Here is a 12,888-nt window from a genome sequence, read left to right as displayed (position 1 = left end):
CTAAAATATTGAAGTTGCTGGATTCCCGATCTCGAAACGCACTCGAAATAGTTCAGTCACTATGGTGATTTGTTATGTCCCTCTTTCGAGGAACAGTGTCCTTCCTGATCAAAAGCATGCGGGAAAGACGGTGGGAAAGTTGAGATTTTTAATTTTTTATATATTGCAGTGGCGTAAAATTCTCATTACCGCTCCTCTCTCAGTTCAAGGAGATTCGGCAGCACCAAACTTTTCCCAAGCCTGCGCCGCGTTGCGCATAGCAGGAGGTTCGCAAGCAGCAAAGAGACCGTGATAGGCCCGACTCCTCCCGGCACCGGACTTAACGCCTCGACTTCACCGTCTGCTCCTGGGGCGACATCTCCCACAAGCCTGCCGTCCTTTGTAACGTTTGTACCAACGTCTATGACCCATGCATGGCTCGAAAATTCGTGCAGCTTAAAGATACCTGCGGAACCTGCCGCCACAATTGCCACATCCGCTTGCTTAAGCGTATCGCGAAGATGCTCCGGAGATGTGCGCGTATGGCATATAGTAACAGTGGCATGCCTATGCATCAGCATAAGGGCCGCGGCGCGCCCTACATTGGGGCTTCTTCCTACAACCGCGCACCTTTGCTTCTCAAAACGATCTTTCCCGTACCACTCAAGCAGTGAGAGCGCCGCCCATGCAGTGCACGGCAGAGGTATATCCTTCTTGCCAAGATACAGGCGTCCTAAGTTTTCAGGGTGTACTCCCTCCACATCCTTATATGAAGGCAGACCGTCCAGTATTTCTTCAACGGACCAATCTGCTGGAAAAGGCCTTTGAAGTATTATGCCGTCTACGTTTGGATCGCGTCCCATAGCCGCCAGAGTTTTGAGAAATTTTTCCTTTGGTATGTTTAAGTCAAATTTCTCAAGGCGCGCCGCCATGCCAACGCTCTCGCATGCCTTCAGCTGGCTCCTTATATACCGCTCTGATGCGGGATTATCTCCGACCTGCACGGTAACTATCCCGGGTCTCCAGCCATGCCGCTCATTAAGATCCGAAACAGATGCCGCGACCCATTCCCTTATTTTTTTCGAAGGCTCTCTACCGTCAAGGATCATCGTCATAACATCCGATATCCTTTAGTGATGATGCTTATGCAAGTCAGCGGGCAGATCGAAGCTGTACCCTTTTTTCTCTTCTTTTGCTACAGTTGTGGGCGGTGTAAACTTTTCCCCCGCAAGAACTGCACGTACCTCCGGCAATGACATCCCGTGCTCCTCTGCGATCCTGCGCAGGTCGTCAAACTCCGGCATCTGTTTTAAGATTTTGCCGCATGAGAGCGCTGATTTGATCCTTACCTCTCCAAGAGACGTCATGAATGTATCGATGCTTCGCGCCAGAGTAGTTCTGCTGACACAAGAGCTCCTGACACCTAGCGTCGTCGTCTCCCGCAGAATTATGGCGGCAAGCCGGTCCTTATCTGGTTTATTTCCAAGGCAACACAGCTTTATACCGGGACGGTCCTTCTTCATCTGTATCTGCTCAAACCACACGTCAAGCGCTCCAGCGGCAAAGAGCCTTTCCATCGAAACCGAAAGATCCTGCGGGATCATGTCGTCTATATTGGCCGACAACACTACGCACTGATCGTGACCATAATCTCTGGAGTCGGAAAGAAGAGTTGCCCTGAGAAGGTTCGGCAATTCCCCGTCTCTGTATCCCAGACCTATTCCTATGCTCTGGATCTTTCCGGATGGCATCTGCGACGTTCCTCCCGCAAGAGTTTTCACAAGTACCGCACCTGTGGGCGTTACCCGCTCCATTGGATCTCCTGATGAATAGACATCCATGCCCTTCAGGAGCTCAGCTGTGGCAGGCGCCGGAACCGGAAGCATCCCGTGCTCGCACTTTACCATGCCTGATCCGACATTTAAACTCGAAAACCTGACATGCGGCCAGCCTATATGTTCAAGCATAATCATTGCGCCTGTTATATCTATTATAGAGTCAACGGCGCCTACCTCATGAAAATGCACGTGGTCTACCGGTTCGCCGTGTACCTTTGCCTCTGCCTCTGCGAGCATCGCAAAAGCACTCATCGTCTCAGACTTCACTTTATCCGAAAGCGTGCTTTGCTCAATTATTTCTGCTATATCACTGAGATGCCTGTGTCGGTGGCCTTCTTGCTGCAAAACCTCAAAACGTAAGCCGCAGATACCGCCGCGGCTGCTGCGTGAAATTTTAAGCTCATATCCTTCCAATGGTAGTTTTCCCAGCTCTTTGCGTAAATAAGCTTCCCCGTCCGTCGTCATATCAATAAGTGAAGAAAGAAACATATCGCCGGAAAGCCCGGCAAAGCAGTCCATAAAAAGGATCCTATCCGGATCCATGCCACAGAAACCCATATAATCAGCTCCTTGTATGATGGTTATCCTTATTTTATCTTATTTTAGGCATTTTACGATGGAATATTTGTTGATTAATATTGTATACTTTAAACTATAGATAAGGCATATTTTGATTTTAGGGGAGATTAAGATGAAAAAAATATTTAAGATGCTCTTGGTAGTTGTACTGGTAGCTTTTTCTGCCGGTTCAGCATTTGCGGCTACCTTTTCGTTGAACGTTGATTCGCTTACGTTCAATGCGGATGACAAACAGGATATTATTGGAGCCGGAACGCTACAGACAGCCGATGGAACGACTGATGCGTCTTTTACGCTTAAGGTTAGCGGTTCGCATGCAATAAAGGATATTTCACTGACCAATGAGACAACCGGCAAGGCCTGGAGCACATCCCCGTCAGGAACTACAGGACTGCTCCTCGTAAAGGATTCGGAAGGCAAGGCTCTGAACACTTCGGGGAGTTTGCCTATTTTACCGGTACTGCGAGGAACTGAGTTTAAACTTTACATCAATGATGCTTCGGGATCGATCCCGAGGGATTCCACATTTGCAGTTAGCGTCACATTGGTCGACAGAAGTGTCATTACGGGCAAGACTGCGGTTAATTCGTCTGCACCTGTAGAACAGGCAACTTTAACTTCAAACGGCGACGGGATCATTGATCTTGTAACCAGCGGCCTCAGTGGACAAGACTTGGCCAACGGCGGCGAAAAGGTCGGTGCGGATGGGAAAAATGATTTTCAGTTAGATGTGAAACTCAACTTCCATTACGCGACGATCAGAGGAATAAAGCTTAAAGCCGTATCAGGAAGAAAAAACGCTGAATGGGACACCATGTCCGGCAACAAACTGCCTATCATAACTGTCGTCGACAGCAACAACAACATCATTAACAAGACAAATGGCAGCGTTGAGTTTACGGTAAAAGGCACTTCATCCTATATTCTGCTAGTTCAGGATACAGAGAGAATCCTCTCTGCTTCTGACGTAAAAGCAAAACTCACCATCAGCCTATCCGACGGCCGCATGTTTGAAAGAGATGCGGTAAGGGGCCAGGCAATATCGGTAAATGACTCCCTCTCCGTTGAATACAAGGGTGCGGGCAAGTACGATTTCGTCGGTAACAGCGAAAAGATAGAATCAAATTTTAACGCAGACAGACAGATAGACATAACACTCAACACAGAAGGAACCATTACAGGCATAAGAGTACAGGACACGAAAAGCGGCAAAGTATGGGACACTGCAGCCGGCAACAGCAATCCGCTCATAGCGGTTACAAATGAAAAAGGCGAAAGGCAGAACAGGACTGACGGATCTGTTTCCCTGCCTGTCATAGGCAGCAAAACCTTAACTCTTTGGATAGACGAAGAAAATAACAAACGTTCCGGCCCGTATAATGTTACGCTGGTACTTTCAAACGGACAGGTACTTGAATCATCTACGGCCAAGAGGACCGATCCGAACACATCAAATATAACAAAAACCGACCGTGCTGTCAGATTCATATCTGCAAAACCTGCTCTTGTCAATGTAGACGTTGCAGGAAAAAATAAAAAGAGAAGCGCGAACGGGTATAAGGATACGGCTTTGAATGTAGAGATTACCGGAAATGGCAAAATCACGGCCATGCTTCTGACAGACACATCAGGCAAGGGCTGGGACACTCTCACAGACAACAACGGCAGATGGCTCCTTTGCGTCCGGGAAGGCAACAGATTGCTCAACTCAGCCAACGGAAAAGTCAATTTCTCCGTCAACGGCACCAAGAGATATCAACTGCTGATGCAGGATAACGGAATACTGTCAAGAAGGAATGGCAAACTGATCCTCTCGATCACATGGGGAGACGGACATGTTACACAGTCAACCCTCTCCTGGTAGATACACAGGACAGACTTATAGCGGTGAGTCTCTCATATTAATGTTCCAGAGCAAATAGTCTGTCGCAAGAGCCGAGACCATCACATAAATTGTGTAAACCTCCTGAAAGGTGCAAGATAGAGAGCACAGATCAGGAGGTTTCATTGCCCTATTTCAAAAGCCTCGTTTTGCACCTGTTAGGACCTTACATAAAATCTAGGACAGTCCCCTGCCGCTATACCCACACCAGCATCGCCATCCCCGGCGCTATCAGGTCTGTAAATCTGCCTGCAGTGGAAGTACGCCTTTCTGACATCAACAACAGAGAGGACTTCCGGAAGATCTCATTCACGGCCTCCGCCTGCATTGCCACCGTTGCCGGCAAGGGATTTTGATTCCTACACAGACGCAGTAGAGATATTCCTGGCCTGGATAGCCGGTGCGTAGTGCGCAGGCAATTAATTGGGCAATATTTGATCACCGATTTGATTTTATGCCCTGATCATCCTCGCAGTAAGGAGGATCTTTACTTCAAAATTTTCTTTACCAGTCTTAATGCTTTAGACGAGTAGGGCGGATAAAGCATATCAAGCTTAATTAAATCCGACTTTTCGAGAATGGCTTTCTGATGGGAGAATGTTTTGAATCCATGGATCCCATGATAGTTTCCCATCCCTGAACTCCCGACCCCGCCAAAGGGCAGGCAGATATTGCTTAGGTGAAGGAGTGTGCCGTTTATTGTTCCTCCCCCGAAAGAGATGTTTTTAATGACCTTCTCCTTTATCAGTGGGTTTTGGGTAAAAAGGTACAAGGCAAGTGGTTTGTCGCCTTTCTGGATGGGTGATACCACCTCTTCGTCGAATTCACTGGCGGAAAAGCTCATGACGGGAAGGATCGGCCCAAAGATCTCCTCTTCCATAATGCTCTCGCCCCATGAAACATGATCGATCACCGTAGGAGCTATGTACTTTTCCGATCCTAAGGATTTACCTCCGATAACGATGCGGTCAGAGTATTCCTGCAAAAAGCGGTCAATGCGCTTCCAGTGCGTTTCGGTCGCCATCCTGCCGTAATCCCCGCTCTTCGATGGATCAGCACCGTAAAAGGTATGGATGGACCTTTCAATTTCGGAAATCAGAGAAGGCTTTATTTTTTCATCCACAAGCAGATGATCAGGGGCGACACAAGTCTGTCCTGCATTTAAAAACTTTCCCCATACAATCTTCTCAGCCGCTTCCCTGACGTTTGCATCTTCAGCAACAATAACTGGGGATTTACCTCCCAGTTCCAGAGTGACGGGAGTGAGGTTTTTTGAGGCTGCTTCCATGACGATCTTTCCGACCCTCCGGCTTCCGGTAAAAAAGATACAATCAAATCTCTCTTCCAGCAGCCGCGCGGTCTGGTCAGCGTCACCCTCAACGACATGGATGAAATTTTCCGGGAAAGTTTGATTTATCATCTTCATGATCACAGAGGAGACATTCGGAGTGAGTTCGGACGGTTTCACAACCGCTGTATTTCCTGCGGCTGCGGCTTCTGCCAGCGGTTCCACTGTCAGTTGGAAGGGATAGTTGAAGGCGCCAATGATAAGCGAGACCCCGTATGACTCATTGACAATATAGCTTTTAGATCCTGTAAGATAGATGGGATTTTTGACTTTTTGCGGCGTCATCCATTTTTTCAGGTTCTTTTTAATGTTCTTTATGCTGCTTAATACAAACCCGATCTCTGTTGAATAGACCTCAAATTCACTTTTTCTAAGGTCTTTCCAAAAGGCAACACAAAGCTCCTCTTCGTGATCTCTTATCGCACTTTCGAGCAATTCGAGCTGAAAGATACGAAATTCATAGTTTTTCGTCTCGTTGGTGTAGAAAAATTGCCTCTGTTTGTTGATCAATTCATCGTAGCTCAGCATTCTGCCTTTCTTTGCACCTCCGCTGAAGACCGTTTCGTTTGTATGCATATTATGCCATAATCTTTCCTGTTTGATTTGTCTTCTGTGAAGCAAAGATCCGGTTATAAAATCGTCACCTTCTGCCCAACGGATAAAGGTACTGTTATAGCCTTTGTGCTAATATATTCAGGCATGGGTCGCATGCTTAAGCCAAACGGAGGTAATTAAAATGAACTGCATAAGGGTGAACATAAATGACAATGTGGTCACTGTGATAAAGGACGTCACGACAGACGAAGAGCTTGAAGGGAAAGGCGTTCCTGGCGGCATAAAATCATTATCCTGCCTTAACATGGGTCATAAGGCTGCGGTGGAGGAGATACGCTCGGGCGAAAAGGTCATAAAGTACGGCGAAGTGATAGGGTATGCAAGCCAAATGATAAAACAGGGCGAACATGTGCATGTACATAATATTGTCAGCGGAAGAGGAAGAGGAGACCTCGAATGAAGTTCATGGGATACAGAAGGCCTGACGGAAGTGTCGGGGTACGGAACCATGTGCTTGTTCTCTCATCTGTTGTATGTGCCAACCATGTGTCGCAGAAGATCGCCGAGGCTATGCCCGGGACGGCGGCCTTCTGCCACAGCAGCGGATGCGGACAGCTCGGCGCAGACAAGGAGCAGACACAGAGGACGCTTGATGGCATAGCAATGAACCCCAACATTGCAGCAGTGCTTGTGGTAAGCCTGGGGTGCGAGGGATCGTCAGCCGAGCGTATGGTGGAAAAGATGAAGGGTTCCGGCCGTCCCGCCGCATTTGTGAGGATCCAGGAATGCGGCGGGACAACAGCTACCGTTAACGCCGGCATAGAGATCGTCCGAAACATGCATGAGAAATGCATGGGGCAAAAGAGAGAGGAGTCAGACATTTGCGGTCTCTCAGTCTCGCTCGAGTGCGGCGGATCCGACGCTACCTCCGGGATCAGCGCGAATCCGCTTGTAGGCTGGGTCTCAGACAGGCTGATAAGCCTGGGGGCCAGGGTCATATTGTCCGAGACCACGGAAATGATAGGCGCTGAACATATACTATCCGCCCGTGCCGCAACTCCTGAAATCGGAGAAAGAGTGGTCAGGATCGTCAGGGATGTAGAAGGGAGCGCGAATTTGATGCACGTTGATCTGAGGGGAACTCAGCCTACTCCGGGGAATATCGAGGGAGGACTTTCCACGATAGAGGAAAAATCAATGGGCTGCCTTGCAAAGGCCGGGACTTCCAAAATCGCGGAGGTGGTACGCTATGGCGAGATCCCGTCGTCGAAGGGACTTGTGATAATGGATACTCCGGGTTTCGATGTCGAGTCCGTAACGGGGATGGTTGCCGGAGGTTCTCATGTCGTCCTCTTCACCACAGGCAGGGGAACGCCGGTGGGATCTCCCCTGGCCCCCGTGATAAAGATAACCGGCAATCCGAACGTGGCTTTGTGGATGAAGGAGAACATTGATTTTGACGCAAGTCCGGTAACGCTAGGGAATGAATCCCTCGAAAGCGCGGGGGAAAAGCTATTCCAAAAGCTGATCTCAGTAGTCTCCGGCGAACAGACATCCTCGGAGATACTAGGTCATTCGGAGACCGGCATAACCCGCATCGGCCCAAGCCTGTAAGATTATTACCGGTGGGTTTATAGGGTCTGGTTTATGTGTTAGACTCTCTTATTGCAGGAGAATGAAGAACATCAATATGTAAATGAAAGAAGTTTTTGTCATGTCTATGTCAGAAGAAAAAAGGGCAAAACTGAAGGACCTTCGCCGACAGCTGATACTGGAGACATCCTTGGTGCTCTTTCTGGAAAAGGGCTTCAAGAATACGACCGTCCAGGATATTGCCGATGCCGCAGGCATTAGTAAAGGTTTGATCTATCGATACTTCTCATCCAAAAATGAAATATTGGAGGCAGAGGCGGAACTTATAGCCAGCTGTGAAGAGGAGTGCGCTTCAATACCGACTGCAATGGAAGCGCTGGAGCTCTACGCCAGACGGCTTCTGAGCGATTCTGAGATAAGCGGATATTTCCCTCCGCTGCGGGTCTATATTACCTGCTATATCCAGGGGCAGCTAAGCAATGAGATGCAGGAACGCTATTTTGCCAACAATCACGGCAGGGAATACTTTGGCCGTATAATGTTGAGAGGACAGGAGATGGGCGAGATCCGCGATGGAGATCCGGAAGAAATGGGGAGTATTTTCTGGAACTATCTTTTGGGTGCCGCGGCAAAGCTTGTATGCTGTCCCGGTTATCATTATTCTCAGAAGGACATTGATTCATTCCTGGATCTTTTTAGAAGGACAAATTAAAAGCTGCCTTTCACCGGACGATGAGAGGCAGCAGAAATAACTCAGAAAAAATTTTACTATCCCTAGATGGTCCTTCCGACCTCAAAGCCCTCCATTATGGCTTCCCCGCCAAGTCCTACTTTTGCAGCGTCTCCTATGACCCGGACGTCATAGCCCTCTTTTTTCAGTACATCCGCGATGCCCAGAACAGGTTTTGACCCGACAGCGAGGACAACTGTGTCGCAGGGGATCACTTCGTTCACGGCACCCGATACCTTGACGCCTTCATCGGTGATCTCGTCTACAGTGGTCTTTGTGCATATCCTGACTTTGTTCTTATCCAGGTCGTCAAGAAGGTCCCAGCGCGGGACAAGAATTTCATCGCCTGCTATCGCGTCAAGCATTTCGATTATGGTGACGCTCTTTAAGTAACTCGCAAGCTGGTTGGCTGTTTCGGCTCCAACACAGCCGCCGCCGATCACAACAACACGATTGCCGGTGTTGACTTTGCCTGCCAGTACATCATGTGCGGTGACGACGTTTGGCCGGTCGACCCCGGGTATGTTTGGAATGATGGGTTCTGCTCCCGTGGCGGCGAAAATGACATCAGGCTTTTCCTTTTTGACAAGTTCCGGACTAACTTCCGTTTCCATCAGGACAGGCACGTTAAGTTTTTCGAGCTCATTGAGCTGCCAGTTGATGTAGTTGATCATTTCCCCTTTTCCGGGGGGTACGGCGCCGATGCGAAACTGGCCGCCTGCCCAGCGGTTTTTCTCGAATACCTTTACCTTATGTCCGCGCGAAGCCGCTGTGATGGCCGTTTCAAGCCCTGCTGGACCTGAACCTATGACCATTATGTTTTTGGGATTTTTTGTTTTTTCAATAGACACCTGGCTTTCCCTGCCCAGCTTAGGGTTCAGGATACACTGGATCGGGACGTTGTTGAGAAGGTTTTTTACACATCCGTGATGGCATGCGATACAGTTGCGGATCTCGTCGAAACGGCCTTCTTTTGCCTTATTGGGAGTCTCAGGGTCGGTCAATGACTGCCGTCCCATTGCAACAATGTCTGCTTTACCGGATGATATAATGGTCTCGGCAAGCCTCGGGTCGTTTATCCTTCCGACCGAGATCACAGGCAGTTTTGTTATCTTTTTTATCTCCCCTGCGGCGTCAGTGTTCCATGAATGTCCGCGGTACTGCGATGGGATAATGTCGTCAAAGGAGCGGTAGACGCCTGCTGATACATGGATATAGTCAATGCCTGCCTCTTCAAGGTAAGGGATTATTGTCATGGTGTCTCCGATATTCCTGCCGCCCGTAACATATTCATCTGCAGAGATACGGTAACCAACGATAAAATCCTTGCTGACCTTCAAGCGTATGTCTTTTACGATCTCTACTGCGAAACGGATGCGGTTCTGGAGAGACCCTCCGTACTCGTCAGTACGCTTGTTCGTATAGGAGGACATGAACTGGGAGATCAGGTATCCGTGTGCACCGTGAACTTCTACGCCGTCAAAACCCGCTTCTTCAGCTCTCCGTGCACAGTCTCCGAACTCTGTGATGATTTTTTTGATTTCTTCGATGCTCAGCTCTTCCGGCATGTCAGGACTGAATGGGCATGGGATCGCGGACGGAGCCTGAGGTACCTGGCCGAGCACCATCTTGCTCGACTGTCTTCCTGCGTGGTATATCTGTGCTATCAGAACGGTATCATGTTTGTGGATCCTTTTAGTAAATTCCCTGAAGCCAGATATCTGATCATCGTTCCAGAGTCCAGGCAGGCAGCGGAATCCCTTGCCGCGGGGTCTGACGGCGAAATCTTCCGTAATTATCATTCCGAAGCCGCCCTTGGCTTTTGCCTCATGGTATGCGGCAAATGTTTCGGTGCAGGTACCGTCTTCGTTGCAGTAGTTCGTTACCATCGGAGATACCGCCAGGCGGTTCTTCATAGTTTTTCCCTTGATGGTTATTGGACTGAATAGATGGTCAAGCATAATACATCCCTCCTGTTTTATATGGATCTAAAAATCAATTGCGATTAATTATCTCAATAAATGACCGTTGGGTCAATGATGAATCTACAGTCAATAACAAAAGCACAAATCATCTTATACGAAAATAAGTTATGCATGGGAGAGGAGTTTGTAATGATCGACATAAGCTGTCAATGCACGATCGATCCTGACCGTCAGGGTTACAAAAACATGTCATAATACAGTTCGACTCTGCTCGTTAAATAACATACGGATCTGAAAACCGTTATTTCTTTCACCCTCCTGCAAAAAACGATTTGATTTAACCGGTCAAAAAGAGAGTTAATCTTGACCGGAAAAATATTTCGGTGTAAAACAAAATTTAGTTGCATTTAGATCTATGCGAAAGGGTGAGGTCTTGGAGAGACTATCGGGGTCAGACCTACACAATTGACAGAAAGGTATTTATTCGAGCCATCGGCACAGCGCGGCTGAGATGAAGGAGAGGGTGGACCTGTTCCTTCTGTCAGATTTGGGCTTTAACGGTGCAAGGGGGAGAACTCTAAATGGGTCAGGCCTTCATAATTGACATAAAGTGATATACTCAACTTTCCCACCGTCTTTCCCGCATGCTCTTGAGCGGGAATCCAGCGACTTCAATATTTTAGAGCCATTGGCTCTCCGTTAATAAAAATGTGGAGAAGACGAAAAATAGAGGTTTTGAATCCACTAGTAGCAATAGGTGGGAAGGTTGAGTGATATATTTGTATTATTAGTGCGGTGATTAGAAGAAGATATGGAAGCTGAAGGTCAACTGAGAAAAAAGCTTGAAAAAGGTATAGAGGATCCCTGATCTGTGATTTGTGTGGGCCGGAACCATCCGGAGTTTTTTGGCGGCCTTCTGTTGCCAACAGAGGCATTACGGGAGGTGGGCATTTTGTTGATCGTGCAGGTCGGACCCCTTCGTGTTTCCGTAGGTCTGCCCCCCTCCGTGTTTCCGTGTATTGGGATATAAAACGGGAAATGACTCAAAACACAGATTAGCAGCTTAATTCGTTGTCCCCCATTACTGAGGGAAGATCAGCCATAGCTTAGCCCTTATTTTTAAAACAACCTCTTCCCGCCAGCTATGCCGATAACTTTCGGCGATGATATCACCATTTCGCGCGGTGTCTCAATGCCGCACTTATTTTTCATGATGTGCCCCATCGGCTCCCGCGGCATGGTCACTGCCGCTTATCTTACTTTCTGTACTTCCACTTGTCCTTTGCCCAGAATTCGCCGTTTACTCCGTATTTGTCCTCGTTAAGGAATACTCCTCCAAAGCTTATGCTGTACCTGGCTCCTCCGAACAACCCTTCGATGTGCAGCTCTAGAACATTCCTGTCAGATCTCATAACCCTGCTGTTATAAGTCCTTCCGAAAATATCTCTTATCACTATTTGCTCATTATTATCCCAACGGATATTGTGTCCGTAATGTTTGCCCGGGTTGCCCGGCCTTCCCGGGTATCCCGGATATGGAGGATAACCGTATCCGTCTGGGTAACCGAAGACGATCAGCAGGTTGCCTCCCTGCGTGTATCTCATCTCGCGGATAACAACGCCGTCTCTCTTCTCCTGCTGTTCGGATGCCTGCCATACAGGACCGTTCTGCTGGCTCTGCTTTAGCATATCCTTCTTTTCCTTAGGAGCGGCAATGGCTGTCCCCGAAAGAAGAAGAAACGCGACCATCAGGGCTAGTGTCTTCCTTGTCCTCTGTAAGCGTTCATTTCTCATACAGATCCCTCCAGTTCGTAAAATTTGTGTTTCATGATCTCCATCTTATTATCATAACCCGGAAATGTGGAGATTTTATGTGAAAGAGCAGATAAGTACGGCACGAAGATACCGTGGGAGTCTGCGGTAGACCTGCCTGACAGACCTACTCCTTCCCCGCCGGTGATAATGATGTACTGTCGGACACTGCTTTCGCTAGTGATACTCAGACGGCGCTCTGCATGCGGTGCTTCGCTGAGGCTATTATGAAGCAGGAATTCAGCCCCAAGGAAACTACTCTAAAAGACGCAGCTGTCGTTGTAATGACATTTCTTGATGCTGTTACGGCAGACGGAAGAGCACAGACAAGATCCGCCATATAACCAGCCTAAAACATAGCTGTGATGCACACTATAATTTCCGGACGATAGCAATTTGACACTATTTTTTTACAGGCCTTTTTTCTCAAACCAACGAAACAGCAGCAGTGTTAATAATATTAATGTAACGATAACCAGCCAGTGATTTATGCCGAGAACTTGCGGGATCGTAATTTTGCCATAGTCTCCCCAGGTCAGTACCGTCCTCTGTAAATAAGGAAAGGTTTCCGCATATATCCCTGCACCGACCAACATTCCAGCTATTCCCCACAGGGCGTCAAGACGTCCTTCACCCAGTGCGCCGACA

General features: G+C 48.2%; 12 protein-coding genes. 6 read left to right on the top strand and 6 right to left on the bottom strand.

Annotated elements, in window-relative coordinates; genetic code table 11:
• Window positions 1-185: 185 nt before the first annotated feature.
• Together LLF78_06830 and larC are read right to left on the bottom strand one after the other, a co-directional pair.
• Window positions 186-1,094, bottom strand: a complete 909-nt coding sequence (locus tag LLF78_06830) for a bifunctional 5,10-methylenetetrahydrofolate dehydrogenase/5,10-methenyltetrahydrofolate cyclohydrolase (protein ID MCE5202207.1) — start codon at window positions 1,092-1,094, stop codon at window positions 186-188.
• A gap of 15 nt (window positions 1,095-1,109) precedes the next feature.
• The gene (gene larC, locus LLF78_06825; GenBank protein ID MCE5202206.1) at window positions 1,110-2,375 is read right to left on the bottom strand and encodes a nickel pincer cofactor biosynthesis protein LarC; all 1,266 of its coding nucleotides are present in this window, start codon (window positions 2,373-2,375) and stop codon (window positions 1,110-1,112) included.
• A gap of 133 nt (window positions 2,376-2,508) precedes the next feature.
• Here larC and LLF78_06820 point away from each other — a divergent pair, with 133 nt between their 5' ends.
• Both LLF78_06820 and LLF78_06815 read left to right on the top strand, forming a co-directional pair.
• Window positions 2,509-4,260: a hypothetical protein gene (locus LLF78_06820; protein MCE5202205.1), complete on the top strand. Its 1,752-nt coding sequence runs from the start codon at window positions 2,509-2,511 to the stop codon at window positions 4,258-4,260.
• A gap of 143 nt (window positions 4,261-4,403) precedes the next feature.
• Window positions 4,404-4,634 (top strand): type II 3-dehydroquinate dehydratase, encoded by a 231-nt coding sequence (locus tag LLF78_06815; protein ID MCE5202204.1) that lies wholly within the window; start codon window positions 4,404-4,406, stop codon window positions 4,632-4,634.
• A gap of 131 nt (window positions 4,635-4,765) precedes the next feature.
• Here LLF78_06815 and LLF78_06810 read toward each other — a convergent pair whose 3' ends face one another.
• Window positions 4,766-6,202, bottom strand: a complete 1,437-nt coding sequence (locus LLF78_06810) for an aldehyde dehydrogenase family protein (GenBank protein ID MCE5202203.1) — start codon at window positions 6,200-6,202, stop codon at window positions 4,766-4,768.
• A 160-nt stretch (window positions 6,203-6,362) separates the two neighbouring features.
• Between LLF78_06810 and LLF78_06805 the strand changes: the two genes are divergently transcribed.
• The 3 genes from LLF78_06805 (at window position 6,363) to LLF78_06795 (ending at window position 8,486) form a co-directional block, all read left to right on the top strand.
• Window positions 6,363-6,641: a UxaA family hydrolase gene (locus LLF78_06805; GenBank protein MCE5202202.1), complete on the top strand. Its 279-nt coding sequence runs from the start codon at window positions 6,363-6,365 to the stop codon at window positions 6,639-6,641.
• Window positions 6,638-7,795 (top strand): UxaA family hydrolase, encoded by a 1,158-nt coding sequence (locus tag LLF78_06800; GenBank protein MCE5202201.1) that lies wholly within the window; start codon window positions 6,638-6,640, stop codon window positions 7,793-7,795. The genes LLF78_06805 and LLF78_06800 overlap by 4 nt, the downstream gene beginning before the upstream one ends.
• Before the next feature lie 100 nt (window positions 7,796-7,895).
• Window positions 7,896-8,486 (top strand): TetR/AcrR family transcriptional regulator, encoded by a 591-nt coding sequence (locus LLF78_06795; GenBank protein ID MCE5202200.1) that lies wholly within the window; start codon window positions 7,896-7,898, stop codon window positions 8,484-8,486.
• Window positions 8,487-8,548: 62 nt separating this feature from the next.
• Here the strand turns inward: LLF78_06795 and LLF78_06790 are convergent, their stop codons facing one another.
• Together LLF78_06790 and LLF78_06785 are read right to left on the bottom strand one after the other, a co-directional pair.
• Entirely contained in the window at window positions 8,549-10,465 is a 1,917-nt protein-coding gene (locus tag LLF78_06790) for an FAD-dependent oxidoreductase (protein ID MCE5202199.1), read from the bottom strand.
• A 1,220-nt stretch (window positions 10,466-11,685) separates the two neighbouring features.
• Window positions 11,686-12,222: a hypothetical protein gene (locus LLF78_06785; GenBank protein MCE5202198.1), complete on the bottom strand. Its 537-nt coding sequence runs from the start codon at window positions 12,220-12,222 to the stop codon at window positions 11,686-11,688.
• Between the two features lie 221 nt (window positions 12,223-12,443).
• On the opposite strand from LLF78_06785, the gene LLF78_06780 reads away from it, so the two are divergent.
• Window positions 12,444-12,584 carry a hypothetical protein gene (locus LLF78_06780; protein MCE5202197.1) on the top strand — a complete coding sequence of 47 codons (141 nt, stop codon included), beginning with the start codon at window positions 12,444-12,446 and terminating at the stop codon, window positions 12,582-12,584.
• Window positions 12,585-12,650: 66 nt separating this feature from the next.
• Here LLF78_06780 and LLF78_06775 read toward each other — a convergent pair.
• Window positions 12,651-12,888: YeeE/YedE family protein (locus tag LLF78_06775; protein MCE5202196.1), on the bottom strand; the 238-nt coding region annotated here is incomplete at its 5' end.

The sequence above is a fragment of the Synergistaceae bacterium genome, from assembly GCA_021372895.1.
Classification (GTDB): Bacteria; Synergistota; Synergistia; order Synergistales; family Synergistaceae; genus JAJFTP01.
Note: the sequence above shows the minus strand (reverse complement) of the source record. Positions and strands in the feature narration are given on the sequence as shown.